We start from the raw sequence: 15,842 nt of genomic DNA on the forward strand, positions 1-15,842 counted from the left end.
GGCCTCCTCAGGGCGTTTCGGCGAAGGCGAGACAGGCGGCGAGCACCTGGCGCAGGGTTTCGGTTATCGGAGCGGCATAATGGGCGTCGAAAGGAACGGGCCAGTCAGCGTCTGCGACCTGGCCGATGGGTTCGCGCAGATAGCCGCGGCAGGAGAGTTCCATCTGGATGGCATGGGCGCCGCTGGCGGGCGCCCCGTGATGACGCACGGTCCATCCGCCCCGGAAACGACCGTCCAGAACGGTGGGCTGGCCCGACGCAGCGCAGAGGCCCGTGACCTTTTCGGCGAGCGCCGGCGCGCAGGTGGTCTGATAATTGGTGCCGACATTGAACACCGGCAAAAGGCCCTCGAACAGGTCCGGGATCTGTGAGCGGATGGAATGGGCGTCGTAGAGGACGACCTTGCCGTGAGCGGCGCGTAGGCGGGCGATCTGGTCTTCTATCGCGTGGTGATAGGGGGTGTGGAAGGCGGCGCGGCGCCGGGAGACGTCTGCGTCATTCGGTTCCTTGCCCGGCTTGTAGAGCGGGGCGCCGTCAAAGGTCGTCAGGGGACAGAGGGTGGTGGTGTTCTGGCCGGGATAGAGCGAAGCGCCCGAAGGATCGCGGTTCACATCGATGACGGAGCGGGAGATGGCTGTGTGAATGATAGTGGCGCCCATCTCGGCTGCGAAGGCATAGAGCTGGTCTACCCACCAGTCAGTATCGCGCCGGGCGCGCTCAGGCGAGACGAAATGGCCGGCAAGATCTTCCGGCAGGGATGTGCCTGTATGCGGGAAAGTGACGATGAGGGGACGGGTGCCCTCTCGGATGGTGAGCCAGCCGGTCATGCGTCTGCCTCCAGCGAGGGGAGCTGCATCTGCACGCTGCGGAGGGCCGCGCCGTTGCGGATAAGGCCGGTGGCAGCCTCGATATCCGGGTGCATGAGGCGGTCATGATCCAGCGGCGCCACTCTGGACCGGACGAGGGCGCGCAGGGATTCAAGCGCGATGCTGGATTTCAGCGGCGCATGGAAATCGCACGCCTGAGCAGCGGCGATAAGCTCGATGCCGAGTACATAGTCCACATTCTTCGCCATCTTCAGCAAACGGCGGGCACCATGCGCTGCCATGGACACATGGTCTTCCTGATTGGCGGAAGTGGGGATGGAATCGACGCTGGCGGGGAAGGCCATCTGCTTGTTTTCGGAGACGAGGGCGGCAGCGGTGACCTGCGGGATCATGAAACCGGAGTTAAGGCCCGGCTGCGGCGTGAGGAAGGCGGGCACACCGGAGAGGGCAGGATCGACCAGCATGGCGATGCGGCGCTCGGCAATGGAGCCGATCTCGCAGAGGGCCATGGCGATCGTATCGGCGGTGAAGGCGACGGGCTCGGCATGGAAATTCCCGCCGGAGAGGGCTTCGTCCGTCTCCGGAAAGATCAGGGGATTGTCGGAGACGCCGTTGGCCTCGGTCAGCAGCGTCTCGGCGGCCTGCCGCAGCAGGGTGAGCGCGGCGCCCGCGACCTGGGGCTGGCAGCGGATGCAGTAAGGATCCTGGACGCGGGTATCGTTTTCCAGATGCGAGGCTCGGATGGCAGACCCCGCCATGAGCGCCCGCAATGTGGCGGCGCAATCGATCTGGCCCTGATGGCCGCGCAACTGGTGGATGCGGGCATCGAAGGGCGCGTCTGAGCCTTTGGCCGCCTCGGTGGAGAGCGCGCCGGTGATGAGGGAGGATTGCAGGATGCGCTCCGCCTCAAAAAGGCCGGCGAGCGCGCAGGCGGTGGAGAACTGCGTTCCATTGAGCAGGGCAAGGCCCTCCTTGGCGGCGAGGGCAGGCAGCGGCGAGAGGCCAGCTCCGGCAAAGCCTGCTTCGGTGTTCATCCGCTCGCCATTCAGAAACACCTCCCCGACGCCGATCATGGCGCAGGCCATGTGGGCGAGCGGGGCGAGGTCTCCCGAGGCGCCGACCGAACCTTGCGAGGGGATGAGAGGCAGCAGGTCTGCCGCGAGCATGGCTTCCATCAGCGCTATGGTTTCCGGGCGCACGCCCGAGGCGCCGCGCCCCAGATTGGTCATCTTGAGGGCCATCATCAGGCGGACGATACCGGCCGGGGAGGGATCGCCAACGCCAGCGGCATGAGAGAGGACGATGTTGCGCTGGAGGGTTTCAAGCTGATCGTCCGGAATGCGGACTGTGGCGAGCTTTCCGAAGCCGGTATTGATGCCGTAGACGGGCTTGCCCTTGGCGAGGATGCGCGCGACGGCAGCGGCGCTGGCCGCGACGGCATCCTGGCATTCCGCCGAGAGGCGAGGGGCCGCGCCAAGCCACACGGCGCGCCAATAGCTGAGCGGCACGGCGCCGGGTGTCAGGATGATGTCGCTCATTGACCTCTCCAGATGCGGGTGTGGAGCCGGTTGAGGCCCATATTGCTGACGAGTTCTGCCGGGCGCTCGATGTCCCAGATGCTCAGATTGCAGAGTTTTTCGGGCTCGAGTGTTCCGGTTTCTTCTTGAAGGCCGAGCGCGCGGGCGGCGTGGCGTGTGGTGCCAAGAAGGCATTCCTCGACCGTCATACGGAAGAGGGTGGCGCCCATGTTCATGGCGAGGAGCAGGGAGGTGAGCGGAGATGTGCCGGGGTTGCAGTCTGTTGAAATTGCGAGGGAAACGCCGGCCTTGCGCAATGCATCGAGCGGCGGGGCGTGGGTGTCGCGCAGGAAATAATAGGCGCCGGGCAGTATGACGGCGACCGTGCCCGAGGCGGCCATGGCGGCGATGCCGGCTTCGTCGAGATGTTCCAGATGATCTGCAGACAGCGCATTGTGGCGGGCAGCGAGGGCGCCCCCCTGAAGATTTGACAGTTGGTCAGCGTGGAGCTTTACCGCGAGGCCATGCTGGCGCGCGGCGGATAGCACACGGTCTGTCTGCCGCCGCGTGAAGCCGATGGTTTCGCAGAAGGCGTCAACTGCGCTGGCGACACCGGCCTTTGCCGCCGCCGGGATGATCTCGTTGCAGACAAGATCAATGTAGGCATCGGCGCGGCCCTCATATTCCGGCGGCAGGGCATGGGCGGCGAGGAGAGTGGTTTCGACATCTACCGGGCGGGCCTTGCCAAGCGCGCGGGCGGCGCGGAGCTGCTTAAGTTCATGTTTGACACTCAATCCGTATCCGGACTTTATCTCGATAGTGGTGACGCCTTCGCCGATCAGCGCGTCAAGCCGAGGCAGGCTTTCGGCGACAAGCTGAGCTTCACTGGCGGCGCGGACTGCGCTGACGGTGGAGCGGATGCCGCCACCAGCGCGGGCGATTTCCTCATAGCTGGCGCCGGCGAGGCGTAGTTCGAACTCATGTGCGCGGCTGCCTGCCCAAACCAGATGCGTATGGCAATCTATCAGGCCGGGGAGCAGCCAGCGGCCTTCGCAATCGACGACTTCATGCCCGTCTGCCGGGGGCGCCTGATCTGCGGGGCCGGCATAGGTGATCCGCTCTCCCTCGGCGGCGAGGGTGCCTTTCTCGACGATACCGAGGCCCGGCAGGCGGGGCGACATCGTGGCGAGGCGGGCATTCGTCCAGATACGCTTTTTGGGCATCCTCCGCTCCCCGTTGTGTTCGCGCCGATATTCTTTTAATATGTATAGACATAATAGAAGAGTCGGAGGGATGTCCAGTGGCCGGGAAATCTTCAGAGCGTCTCTGGTTTGATCATGGGCTGTTGCCGTCCGGCTGGGCGAGCGGGGTCGAGATCACGGTTTCGGGCGGGGCGATTGAAAAAATTTCTACAGGTGTGGCGCCTCCTTCGGGGGCTGTTCGGGGACGGACGGTGCTGCCAGGGCTGCCAGACCTGCATTCCCACGCCTTTCAAAGGGCGATGTCCGGGCTGACAGAGGTGCGCGGAAAGGATCAGGACAGTTTCTGGTCGTGGCGGAGTTTACTCTACCGGTTTGCCAGCCGGATTGGGCCGGAGGATATCCACGCCATAACAGCCATGGCCTATGCCGAGATGCTGGAGGCGGGGTTCACGCGCGTCTGCGAGTTTCACTATCTCCACAACGACCCAGACGGGTGGCGCTATGATGACCCGGCGGAGATGGCCGGACAGGTGGTGCGTGCTGCAGAAGAGGCGGGCATCGGACTGACGCTGCTGCCGGTTTTTTATGCGCATTCGGGCTTTGGCGGGCAGCCGCCAGCGGAGGGCCAGAAACGGTTTCTCAGCGATGTGGAGAGCTTCGCCGGACTGCTTGAGGATGTTGGACAGCATACGGTCAATCAACATGATTTTGTGCTGGGGATTGCGCCGCACAGCCTGCGTGCGGTGACGCCGGATGAGTTGAAAACGCTGCTGATGATGGACAAGGAAGGGCCTATCCACATCCATATCGCCGAGCAGGAGAAGGAAGTGCGGGATTGCCTTGCCTGGTCTGGCGCGCGGCCCGTGGAGTGGTTGCTGCACAATGCGCCGGTGGACGGGCGCTGGTGCCTGGTTCATGCGACGCATACGAACGACCGGGAAATCCACGGGATAGCCAAAAGCGGGGCGGTGGTGGGCCTTTGCCCCGTAACCGAGGCGAATTTGGGCGACGGGATTTTCGACGGGCGCGCCTTTGTTTCCCATGGTGGACACTATGGCGTTGGCACTGATTCCAATGTATCGATCAGCGCCGGTGACGAGCTGCGGATGCTGGAATATTCTCAGAGATTCAAGACGCTTTCCCGTAATGTGATGACCGGGGAGGGCTATGCCTCGACGGGGCGATCCCTGTTTGAGCACGCCCTTGCCGGCGGGGGGCGGGCGGCGGGGATTTCTGTGGGATTGGCGCCGGGCCATCCGGCAGATTTCATGGTGATTGACGAGGCGAGCCTGCCTGAAGCGGCAGCCGGGGGGGACAGGCTGCTGGATGCCTGGGTGTTCCGGGGAAAAAGTAATGTGATTTCAGATGTATGGCGGCGCGGCCGGCATATGGTGGCAGGCGGCCGGCATGTGAACCGCAGCCGCATCGAAGCGCGCTACAAAGCGGTTCTCGGGACGCTCATTTCGTGACATCTGACGGACAAATTCGGACATTTTCGGACAAATCGGGACACATGCCGGACGGCAACGACACAGTATCGGTCAGCGAGCGCATCCGGCTGGACCTTGAGCGGCAGATCCTTTCGGGCGGGCTGAAACCCGATGACCGGATCCCGCTTGAGCGCGAGTTGATGGAGATTTATGATTGTTCCCGCATGACGGTGAACAAGGCGGTGAGCGAACTGGCGAGCCGGGGGTTAATCGTGCGGCGCAAGCGGGCGGGCTCGTTCGTGGCGCACCCGCCGAGCGACTCCACCATTCTGGACATTCCCGACATTCGCCTCGACCTGGAACGGAAGGGCTATGCCTATGCCTACCGGCTGTTGCACCGGGGCGTGCGGGCAGCGAAGGGGGCGGAGGAGGTGGCCCTGGTGGGCAAGGGGGGGCGGCTGATCGAGCTGCGCGGGGTTCACCGGGCCGATGGGCAGCCCTTTGGCTATGAGCGCCGGTTGGTGAGCCTGGCCGCTGTGCCGGAGATCGAGGGGGAGGATTTTGCCGAGACGCCGCCGGGCACCTGGCTGCTGGGGCATGTGCCATGGTCGCAGGCCGAGCACCGGATCTTCGCAGTGGGCGCCGATGCGGGCGTTGCCGCGCATCTGGACATTGCGGAGGGGACGCCCTGCCTGATGCTGGAGCGGCGGACTTGGGCGAACGGCGCGCCGGTGACGCATGTATGGCAGACTTTCCCCGGCGACCGGCACTCCTTCATCGGCGCGCTGACCCGGCGGCAGGCATAAGGGCTGTTCCGGAGGGGGCGGGGGTCTGACGCGAGGACAGGCTTGTCTCGCGCAAAACGCATGGCAGGTTCGTCTGATAACTGAATATCAGGGGAGTTTGCCATGACCGCAGCAGCCGAAGGCTACAAGACCATTCTGGCGCCGGAAGACGAGTTCACGCACGATCCGGGGACCGCCGAGAATTACAATGAAAGCATGTATTTCAACGTGTTCGACGCGGGCAAGCGCGCGGGCGCGTGGTTCCGCCTCGGCAACCGGCCCAACCAGCGTTACGCCGAAATGTCGATGTGCGTTTACTTCCCCGATGGCCGGGTTGGTTTCATGTTTGCGCGGCCGGAGATCAGTGACAATTCACAGATGAACGCGGGCGGCCTGCGGATCGACGTGGTGGAACCGTTCAAGACGCTGAAGGTGACTTACTCCGGCGAACTGCTGGTGCTGAAGGAGCCGGGGCAGATGGCCGATCCGAAGGTGGCGTTCCGCAACAATCCGCGCCTGCCCTGCAAGATGGAAATGACCTATACAGGCCTCTCGCCGATGTATGGCGGGGAGACGGTGAAGGCCGATGGCACGCCGCTGGAGATCGACCCCGAGAAGTCTTTCGCCAAGGCCCATTACGAGCAGCATTGCGGCGCCAAGGGCTATATCGAGTGCGGCGGCGAGCGGCTGGAGATTGACGGCTATGGCCTGCGCGACAAATCCTGGGGGCCGCGCCACTGGCAGGCGATTGAATGGTATCGCTGGTGCCCGATGAATTTCGGGCCAGACTTTGGCATGATGTTCAATGTGATGGGCGATGGCAAAGGCGGCGTGCATCAGAGCGGCATGGTGTTCCGCGATGGCATCTATGACCAGATTGTCGCCGCCGAGCTTTCCAGCAACTGGGACGGAAACGAATACCAGACCGAACTGGAAGCAAAGATCCGTACAAAGAGCGGCAAGGAATATACCGTTGCCGGCAAGGTGCTTTCCCTCATTCCGCTGCGCAACCGGCGGACGGCGCCCGATGGCACAGAGCTGACGACGCGCATCACTGAGGCGATGACCGAGTATCGCTGCGATGGGAAGCTTGGATATGGCATGAGCGAGTATCTGGATCAGATCGTCGATGGGCGGCCGCTGGGCCGTCTGGCCGGGTATTGAGGGGGGCGAAGGCAGGCAATCCGCTTCACAGGGCCGGGGGCGTAAAGCAGTCAAGAAGAACAGGCCGGGCATTCAGAATTGCCCGGCCGTATTTTCTGTTGCCTCAGGAGAGGGAAGTGTCCCGCGCGGCTTTTTCGGCAAGCTCGCGGCGGATATTGCGGCTGGCGAGCCAGTAGAGCGTGGCCGGGATGACGCCCATGACGCCGGCCACATAGAGTGACCAGCGCACGCTTTCTGCGCCGGCCATGGGGGCGAGGACATCCGACAGGATACCGAAGAGAAGCGGGCCGAGGCCGAGGCCGATGAGGTTCAGCGTGAACAGCATCAGCGAGACGGCAACCGCGCGGGAAGCCGGGCTGATCAGCAGCTGAACGCAGCCGAAGGTGGGCGCGTAGTAGACGCCGGAAAGCGCCGCTGAGAGCGTCAGCATCGGGATGGCCACCCAGACCGGGCCGATATAGCCGATGAGCAGGATGGGGACTGTGAGCAGCATGGCGACCGCCGGGGCGAGCATGTAGTGAGCAGGCTTTTCGATGCCGAATTTGTCGGATGTCCAGCCGCCCAGCCATGTGCCGAGGATGCCGCCGATGCCGGAGCCAACGCCATAGAAGACGCCGACCTGCCAGAGTTCCAGCCCGTGCGAGCGGATGAGGAAGATGCCGTTCCAGACGCCTTTGCCATAGCCGAGGAAGGCGACGAAGGATGCGCCGAGGGTAGCGTAGATGAAGACCTTGGAGGTGAGGACTTCCTGCAGCGTTTCCATGATGGAGGAGCGGCGGACGGCCTGACTGGCCTTGAGGCGGGCGGCGGCCTCGGCCACTGTGCCGGCCTTGCGGGGCTCTTTCACGGCGAACCAGAGGACGAGCGCCAGCAGGATGCCAGGCACGCCGGCGACCATGAAGGCAATCCGCCAACCGACAGTATCGGCCAGAACGCCGCCGATAACCATGCCCATGAGCGAGCCGATCGGAATGCCGAGGCCGAAGAAGGCGATGGCCGAGCCGCGCTTTTCTGGAGGGACGGTATCGCCGATGAGCGAATGAGAGGCGGGCGTGCACCCGGCCTCACCCACACCCACACCAATGCGCGCCAGCAGCAGCTGCCAGAAGTTCATGGCGAGGCCACAGAGCACGGTCATGCCCGACCATATGGCGAGTGAGCCGGCGACGACGCCCACGCGGTTTGATTTCGGATTATCCGCCCACCGAGCAATCGGGATGCCGAGGATTGTGTAGACCAGGGCAAAGGCGAGGCCGGTCATCAGGCCGATCTGCGTGTCAGACAGGCCCAGATCATTCTTGATCGGCTCAGCGAGGATATTGACGATCTGGCGGTCAACGAAGTTGAAGGCGTTGACGGTGAGGAGCAGCCACAGGGTAATGCGGACGCGGCTTTGCGGATTGCTGGCAATGCTGGGCGGCAGGAGCGTCTGGGACATCAGGCGGTGTTCCTCTGGGCGTTTCTGTCGGTCTTGTGGAAAGGCTTATTGCCAGATTTAGGAGGGCGGTCACCCCTTTTCGGAGGGATGACCGCGATATGTTGCAGCTTACTTAGCGTAAGGCATGGCTCAGAAGGAGCCGCGCAGCGTGACGCCGAAGGTGCGCGGGGCGCTCATATAGGCGTTCACGTCGCCCGACTGAAGCGTGGTCGCGAAGTGGTTCGTGACGTAACGCTTGTCGAATGCGTTCTGCACCCAGCCTTCGAGCGTCCAGCCATTTGCAGACTTCACGCCGAGGTTGAGGTTCAGAAGGCCAAAGCCGCCCTGTTCCAGCATGTTCGAGTTGTTGGTGAGGTACCCGCCTGAATACTGCTGGTTGATGCGGCCAATGAGGGAGTAGGTCTCGCTGATCGGTTTGTCGAGTTTCAGCGACACGCTGCCGGAAAACTCCGGGGCAACGGCGAAACGGCGGCCGGAGAGGACCGCGCCGAGGGAGGCATCTTCGCCCAGCTTGGCTTCGGGCAGATAGGTGACGGCGGCGTCAAGCGACAAGATGTCGTTGATCTCGAGCGCGCTTTCGACTTCGAGGCCGTATACTTCAGCCGTGCCGGCGTTGAGGACCTGGAACTGCGTGCCGACAAAACGGGCGACCTGCAGGTCGGTCATGTCGTTGTAGAAGGCCGAGAAGTTGGCACGGCCGCGACGATTCCAGAATTGGGTTTTCAGGCCAAGCTCGTAGGCGTTGACGAATTCTGGATCATAGCGCGGATCACCGGGAACAGCGTCCGGGAAGTAATCCGGGTTTTGACGGAATCCGCCGGCTGCGTTGGCGTCGAGGTTTACCCCGCCTGCCTTGAAGCCGCGGTTGTAGCTGGCATAGAGCATCGCATCTTCGTTGAAATGATACTGGATGCCGAGCGTGCCGCTGAAGGCTTCGTCGGTTTTGGACTCGTTGAAGTGAGGTGCCGGCTGGACGCCGAGAACCTTGTACACATCAAGCGGGTTGGGGCGGTAATAGAGGTTCTCGAACTGGCCCTGCTTCTTCTCCTGAGACCAGCGCAGGCCGGCTGTGAAGCCCCATTTGTCGTTCAGGCGGCCATCCCACTGGCCGAAGAAAGCGAGGGACTCGTTGTTGCCTTCGATGACCTCGACTGAACGCAGGCCAGGGGAGGCGTCAAAGACGAGGGTGGCGGGGAGGGTGGCGGCGTAGACGCGCTGCAGGTCTTCGCCCCACCAGCCAGTGCGGCCGGACTTGATGGATTCGTCTGAATAGAAGACGCCGGCCACATAGTTGGCATTGCCTTCCGCGCCGAAGCCATGCTCGCCGGAATAGCTGAATTCCTGCGAGAAGAAGTTGCTCTTGAATTTCTCATGCAGCAGCAGAAGGTCTGCGCCGGAGAAGTCGGCATCGGTCGTTTGATCGACTTTATACTGACGAAGCGCGGTGACCGAGGAGAGCTTGCCGGGGCCGATATCCCAATCCGCCTTTACGGTGTAGCCGGTGTCTTCGACCAGCTGGTCCGGCGTATAGTTCAGGACAGACTGATATTCATCCTTGCGGCGGGACGTGGGCACAAGGCCGCGCTCGCGGATGATCTGGTCAACGACATCCTGAATAGGGCCGGGATTGCTGTCCACGGTACCGAAGCAGCAGTTTTCATCCGAGCGGGCATAGTCTGCGATCAGCCGGATACGGAAGTCGTCGGTCGGTTCATACAGGAGCTGGGCCTTGAGGCCGTTGCCGCGGCGTTCGTTGTAGTCTTCGCCCGTGTTGGGATTTTCGAAGAAACCGGCGCGGTTCGCGCTGATGGCTGAGATGCGCAGGGCGGCGTTCTCGCCGATCGGGGCGTTGACGGTCACGGTGCCGGTGAGAGCTTCGTAATTACCGATGGTAAGGGAGTAGTCCCCGCCCGTCTCACCGAGGACGGGCATCGAGCTTTCCAGCAGGATGGCGCCGGCCGAAGTGTTCTTGCCGAACAGCGTGCCTTGCGGGCCGCGCAGCACCTGGAGGTTGCCGACATCCAGGAAGTTCTGCAGCGCCGCGCCGGGGCGCGAGCGGTAAACGCCATCAACGAACACGCCCACAGCACCTTCGAAGGCGCGGCTGGCGCCGGTGGTGCCGATGCCGCGGATCTGGAGGTTGGCTGAAGTGGCGGGGTTGGAGGTGTTGCGGAAAGTGACGCTGGGCGAAACGGAGGTAATGTCGCCGATATTCTCGACGCGCGCTTCGGCCATGAATTCGGAATCAACCGAGGTGACCGCGATGGCGGTTTCCTGAAGGTTGGTCGCGCGGCGGGTGGCGGTGACGACGACCTGGTTGAGCTTGAGATCGGCTTGGCCGGCTTCTTCCTCTGCGGGCTGCTGCTCGGTCTGGGCGGCAGCGATAGGCGCAAAAAGGGCGGCCAAGGCCAGCACGGATGAGCCGGTGAGCAGTGGGCGGCAATTGAGTTTCTTCAAGAGAATTCTCCCTGGGCTGATAATCATCTGGGCTGGCGCAGGCACGCGCGGATGATGGCCAGACAGGCCAAAGCCTCAGGGATCACGAGCCAGGAAGGCCGCGCCGCGAATTGCTTTCGTCTGTTCAAGGAAGCCTCGCGCCGTGACACGCACGCAGTGAGGACGCCTCCCGCCATTATCAGCCGCGCAATGGTGCTCACGCTGCCGGGGTCTGTGCCCCGTGGCCAGCGATAGGGAACCCTTAACGGCCAGTCAAACAGTTTCGAGTTCTTTTTTATGACGGTTCAGGGGGTGTGCTGCGGACAACACGGCCTTCAGCGGAGAGATTGCAGCCGGGGGTAGTGGGGCGATCGAGGGATTTGAAAAATTATGTATTAAAAACAAATATTTATGATTATTTTGTGTGGAGCGGTCGCAGGTTTCCGTAAGAGATAAGCCTCGTCAATGTATCCTGTACAAACATAAAGGAGGGTGATTTCTGCCGTCTTGACTTAGCGCCAGAGCGAATCCGGCGGTGGGGATGAAGCCCGCTTCAGAAGGGGCTGCGCCGGCGTTTGCGCAACCCCTTCCGGCCCGGATCAGAGGACGTTCAGGCTGACATCAATGTTGCCGCGCGTGGCGTGCGAATAGGGGCAAACCTCGTGCGCTTCGGCGACGAGCTTCTCTGCCTCATCACGGTCCACGCCGGGAATGGCCACATCCAGCTTCACCACCAGGCCGAAGCCCTTGTCTTCACGCGGGCCGATGCCGACCGTGGCCGAAACGGTGGTATCGGCAGGCAGTTTGAAATGATTGCCGGACGAAGAGACAGCCTTCATCGCGCTGAGGAAGCAGGAGGCATAGCCGGCGGCGAACAGCTGTTCCGGATTGTTGCCATTGCCGCTGCCGCCCAGCTCTTTGGGCAGGGCGAGGGCGACATCAAGGGCGCCATCGGTGGTTTTGGCGCGGCCATCGCGGCCGCCGGTGGCCGTTGCGGTGGTTTTGTAGAGAACATTGATGGCCATGGGGAACATCCTTTCCTGTTGGTTACGGGCTTCAGAATCGCTGGCGATTAAATCGCGTGCGATACATATTGCGCGCCGCCGTTAAGACTTCAAGCCTTGCGATTAAATCGTGTGCGATTTATATTTCGGCCATGACAAAAAAACGCACGATGCCTGCTGATGGTTCCCCGGTGACAGGTCCGGCGCTGCTGGATCATGCAGTGTGTTTTGCCGTGTATTCGGCAGGGCTGGCCTTCAACCGTGTCTACAAGCCGATCCTTGATCAATTCGGGCTCACCTATCCGCAATATCTGGTGATGATGGCCCTTTGGCAGGCCGAGGGGCAGACAGTAAGCGAACTGGGCGAGCATCTGTTCCTGGAGTCCAATACGCTGACGCCGCTGCTGAAGCGGCTGGAAGCAGCGGGTTTCGTGACGCGCAAACGCGATGAGGCCGATGAGCGGCAGGTGCGGATTTCGCTGACCGCCAAGGGGCGCAAGGTTCTGGAAGACTCTTCCTGTGTGCCCCAGCAGATATTCGAGGCAGCCGGTATGCCGGCGGAGAAGCTGGCAAGGCTGCGAGAATCGCTGGCGAGCCTGCGGGACAATCTGCGCGCCGCCGCAGAGAAAGCCTAGACGTTTTCCCGTCACCAAAGGGCCAGATTGCCGGATCAAGACAGCGGTGCTGCCGGCATGTAGGGTGACGCCCGATTCCTTGATGGAGGGGTGTACCCATGAAATATCGCACAGGTGTGGCCGCGATTGCCGGCGTTCTGATGATGGCGGCTTGCCAGGCAAATGGAGCCGCGCCGGCCGCAGAGGGCGCAAGCCTGCCGCCGACGGCGCAGGCCGAGATTGGCGAGATGCGCGAAGGCAGCGGCATTCTCAACGGCTATCTGGGCGCCCAAAGGCTGCCCGATAGCGCCGCGCTGTTGCCCCCGCCGCCGGTGGAGGGCTCTGCCGCTGCGATGGCCGATCTGGAGGCGTACCAGACGACCCGCGCTCTGAAAGACACGCCCCGGTGGACGCAGGCACAGGCCGACAATGAACTGAAATTCCCTCAGGCGATCCATTCCTATAGCTGCGCGCTGGGCGTCGGCATCACCGAGGAGGGGACGCCCCACCTTTACACCCTGATGCGGCGGACGCTGACCGATGCGGGTTTCTCCACCTACCGCGCCAAGCAGATGTATCAGCGCACCCGGCCGTTTGCTCTGCTGGAGGAGGAGAGCTGCGTGCCGCATGAGGAAGAGATGCTGCGCGGGGACGGGTCTTACCCCTCCGGCCATGCTGCCCTTGGCTGGGCATGGGGGCTGGTGCTGGCAGAACTGGCGCCGGAGAAGGCCGATGCGCTGCTGCAGCGCGGCTATGAGTTTGCCCAGAGTAGGATGGTGTGCGGGGTTCACTGGCAGAGCGATGTGGAGGCCGGGCGCGTGATGGGCGCGGCAACCGTGGCGCGGCTGCATTCTGACCCGGTATTCCTGGCGCAGGCGAAGCTGGCGCAGGCGGAGATCGAGGCCGCCAGGACGGCTGGCGCTGTGCCAGAGGGGTGCGGGGCGCCGGAAAACTGAAGGTGTGCCCGCGCAGAGAATGCAGAGCGTAAACGAGGTGTAAACGAGTTCTGTTGGATTGAGAAAGCTTGCTCCAAAGTGGGCAAGAGTTTCCAACGTTTGCACAAGGCGCGCGTTCATGACCGGACAGGTTCGTTCTTCTTCCCAGGCTTCTCCCCCTTCAATTGCCCGTATCATTGCCGATGAGCTGGGCGTGCAGGAGCGGCAGGTTCAGGCCGTTATCGAACTGCTGGAGGAAGGCGCGACCGTTCCGTTCATCGCGCGCTACCGCAAGGAGCGCACCGGTGGGCTGGACGATACGCAGCTGCGCACGCTTTCGGAGCGGCTGGACTATCTGACAGACCTCGCCAAGCGCCGGGAGACCGTGCTGAACGCCATCCGCGAGCAGGGCAAGCTGACCCCCGCGCTGGAGCGCGAGATCAATTGGGCGATGACCAAGGTGGCCATGGAAGACCTCTACGCGCCTTACAAGCAGAAACGGCGCACCAAGGCGACTATCGCGAAAGAGGCAGGCCTTGAGCCGCTGGCCGAACGCCTGCTGGCCAATCCGTCTCTTTCGCCCTTCGACGAAGCGAAGGCGTTCATCGCGTCTGGCAAGGGCGTGAAGGATCTGGATGCTGCCCTGGAAGGCGCGCGGGACATTCTGGTGGAACGCATTGCCGAGACGCCGCGCCTGGTCGGCAAGGTGCGCGAGACTGTGTGGAAAGAGGGCAAGCTCGGCTCCAGCCTTGTCAAAGGCAAGGAGCAGGAAGGCGCGAAGTTCGCTGACTATTTTGATTTTGACGAACCGGTCACGCAGATGCCGTCGCACCGCGCTCTGGCGGTCCTCCGTGGGCAGAAGGAAGGCGTGCTGAAGGTGAAGCTGGCTGTGCCGGTGGAGCCGAGCCGCGAGCATCCGGCGCTGCGTGAAATCCGGAACGAATTCGGTATCGCCAAGAAGGGCCGCCCCGGCGACGACTGGCTGATGGAAACGGCAGAGGCGGCGTGGAAATCTAAGCTGGAGCCGTCTTCTTCGCGCGATGTGATCAGCCGCGTGAAGGAAGGCGCAGACCGCGAGGCCATCAAGGTGTTCTCGCGCAACATGCACGACCTTCTGATGGCGGCGCCCGCGGGCCCGAAAGTGGTGATGGGGATCGACCCCGGCATCCGCACGGGCTGCAAGGTGGCGGTGGTGGACGCGACTGGCAAGCTGCTGGAAACGGCCACCATCTATCCGCATGAGCCCAAGAAAGACTGGGCCGGATCGCTGATGACGCTGGCCACTCTCTGCAAGCGCCACAAGGTAGAACTGGTCAGCGTGGGCAATGGCACGGCGGGACGCGAGACCGAGAAGCTGGTGGGTGAGCTCAATACCAAGCTGCCCGACCTGAAGCTCACCAAGATCATGGTGTCGGAAGCAGGTGCGTCGGTGTATTCGGCTTCGGAACTGGCGGCGAAAGAATTCCCACAGCTGGATGTGAGCCTGCGCGGGGCGGTGTCGATTGCGCGGCGCCTGCAGGATCCGCTCGCGGAGCTTGTGAAGATCGAGCCCAAGGCGATTGGCGTGGGCCAGTATCAGCATGACGTGGACCAGACGGGCCTTGCCCGCTCGCTGGACGGCGTGGTTGAGGATTGCGTGAACGCGGTGGGCGTGGATGTGAACACGGCATCGGTGGCGCTGCTCTCCCGCGTGGCGGGCCTCAATGCGACGATTGCGGCAAACATCGTGGCCTACCGGGAGCAGAATGGCCCGTTCAAGGCGCGCACGGAACTCAAGAAGGTGCCCCGCTTCGGGCCGAAAGCGTTCGAGCAGGCCGCTGGCTTCCTGCGCATCATGAATGGCAAGAACCCGCTGGACGCTTCCGCGGTTCACCCGGAAGCCTATCCGGTGGTGGAGCGCATCGCCAAGGCGGCGGGCCGCAAGGTTGAGACGATTATTGGCGACAAGGGCTTTATCGCCAGGCTGAAACCGGAAGACTATGCCGATGAAACATTCGGTGTGCCGACGGTGAAGGATATCCTGAAAGAGCTGGAAAAGCCGGGACGTGACCCGCGCCCGGAATTCAAGACGGCAACCTTCCAGGAGGGCATCGAGAAGGTGACGGACCTCAAGCCGGGCATGCGCCTTGAGGGCGTGGTGACGAATGTGACAGCGTTTGGCGCGTTCGTGGATGTCGGCGTCAAACAGGATGGCCTGGTGCATATCTCCGAGATGTCGGACACGTTCATCAAGGACCCGCATGAGGTGGTGAAGACCGGGCAGGTCGTCAGCGTTGTGGTGATGGATGTGGACGTTGCGCGCAATCGGATCGGCCTCAGCATGAAGCAGGGCGGCAAGCGCCCCTCCGGCCCGGCGCCCAAAGGCGGGACTGCGCCCACCGCAAAGTCTGCGCCCGCGAAGGAGCAATCCAAGGCATCCGACAGCCCGTTCAGCGTCCTTTCGCGTCTCAAATAGGACAGATCGGGACAGTTAGGCGACAATCCGGGACAA

General features: G+C 62.8%; 12 protein-coding genes. 6 read left to right on the plus strand and 6 right to left on the minus strand.

The features are described 5' to 3' along the window. Window positions 1-7: 7 nt before the first annotated feature. Genes hutG through hutI form a run of 3 tightly spaced genes read right to left on the minus strand, consistent with a single transcriptional unit; the run spans window position 8 to window position 3,566 of the window. Entirely contained in the window at window positions 8-826 is an 819-nt protein-coding gene (hutG, locus tag ACQKI2_RS09595) for an N-formylglutamate deformylase (protein WP_427379470.1), read from the minus strand. Further along, entirely contained in the window at window positions 823-2,364 is a 1,542-nt protein-coding gene (hutH, locus tag ACQKI2_RS09600) for a histidine ammonia-lyase (RefSeq protein WP_427379471.1), read from the minus strand. The genes hutG and hutH overlap by 4 nt, the downstream gene beginning before the upstream one ends. Next, the gene (gene hutI, locus ACQKI2_RS09605) at window positions 2,361-3,566 is read right to left on the minus strand and encodes an imidazolonepropionase (RefSeq protein ID WP_427379472.1); all 1,206 of its coding nucleotides are present in this window, start codon (window positions 3,564-3,566) and stop codon (window positions 2,361-2,363) included. Before hutI ends, hutH begins: the two co-directional genes overlap by 4 nt. A gap of 77 nt (window positions 3,567-3,643) precedes the next feature. Between hutI and ACQKI2_RS09610 the strand changes: the two genes are divergently transcribed. The 3 genes from ACQKI2_RS09610 (at window position 3,644) to ACQKI2_RS09620 (ending at window position 6,924) form a co-directional block, all read left to right on the plus strand. Further along, window positions 3,644-5,014 (plus strand): formimidoylglutamate deiminase, encoded by a 1,371-nt coding sequence (locus tag ACQKI2_RS09610; protein WP_427379473.1) that lies wholly within the window; start codon window positions 3,644-3,646, stop codon window positions 5,012-5,014. A gap of 44 nt (window positions 5,015-5,058) precedes the next feature. Further along, entirely contained in the window at window positions 5,059-5,781 is a 723-nt protein-coding gene (locus ACQKI2_RS09615) for a UTRA domain-containing protein (RefSeq protein WP_427379474.1), read from the plus strand. A gap of 102 nt (window positions 5,782-5,883) precedes the next feature. After that, window positions 5,884-6,924 carry a DUF7064 domain-containing protein gene (locus ACQKI2_RS09620; RefSeq protein ID WP_427379475.1) on the plus strand — a complete coding sequence of 347 codons (1,041 nt, stop codon included), beginning with the start codon at window positions 5,884-5,886 and terminating at the stop codon, window positions 6,922-6,924. 103 nt (window positions 6,925-7,027) lie between these two features. Here the strand turns inward: ACQKI2_RS09620 and ACQKI2_RS09625 are convergent, their stop codons facing one another. From ACQKI2_RS09625 to ACQKI2_RS09635, 3 genes are all read right to left on the minus strand, one after another. Further along, window positions 7,028-8,362, minus strand: coding sequence for a spinster family MFS transporter (locus ACQKI2_RS09625; protein ID WP_427379476.1), 1,335 nt, complete (start codon window positions 8,360-8,362; stop codon window positions 7,028-7,030). Between the two features lie 129 nt (window positions 8,363-8,491). Beyond that, window positions 8,492-10,819 (minus strand): TonB-dependent receptor, encoded by a 2,328-nt coding sequence (locus ACQKI2_RS09630; protein WP_427379477.1) that lies wholly within the window; start codon window positions 10,817-10,819, stop codon window positions 8,492-8,494. Window positions 10,820-11,397: 578 nt separating this feature from the next. Further along, window positions 11,398-11,823, minus strand: coding sequence for an organic hydroperoxide resistance protein (locus tag ACQKI2_RS09635; RefSeq protein ID WP_035601581.1), 426 nt, complete (start codon window positions 11,821-11,823; stop codon window positions 11,398-11,400). A 149-nt stretch (window positions 11,824-11,972) separates the two neighbouring features. Between ACQKI2_RS09635 and ACQKI2_RS09640 the strand changes: the two genes are divergently transcribed. The 3 genes from ACQKI2_RS09640 (at window position 11,973) to ACQKI2_RS09650 (ending at window position 15,806) form a co-directional block, all read left to right on the plus strand. After that, the gene (locus tag ACQKI2_RS09640) at window positions 11,973-12,437 is read left to right on the plus strand and encodes a MarR family winged helix-turn-helix transcriptional regulator (protein ID WP_427379478.1); all 465 of its coding nucleotides are present in this window, start codon (window positions 11,973-11,975) and stop codon (window positions 12,435-12,437) included. 98 nt (window positions 12,438-12,535) lie between these two features. Next, a complete protein-coding gene (locus ACQKI2_RS09645; protein ID WP_427379479.1) occupies window positions 12,536-13,372 on the plus strand; it encodes an acid phosphatase in 837 nt (278 codons plus the stop codon). Window positions 13,373-13,490: 118 nt separating this feature from the next. Continuing rightward, on the plus strand, window positions 13,491-15,806 hold the full coding sequence (locus ACQKI2_RS09650) for a Tex family protein (protein ID WP_427379480.1): 2,316 nt from the start codon (window positions 13,491-13,493) through the stop codon (window positions 15,804-15,806). Window positions 15,807-15,842 lie beyond the last annotated feature (36 nt).

Origin of the sequence: Hyphomonas sp. NPDC076881, from assembly GCF_050269995.1 — a bacterium.
Classification (GTDB): domain Bacteria; phylum Pseudomonadota; class Alphaproteobacteria; order Caulobacterales; family Hyphomonadaceae; genus Hyphomonas.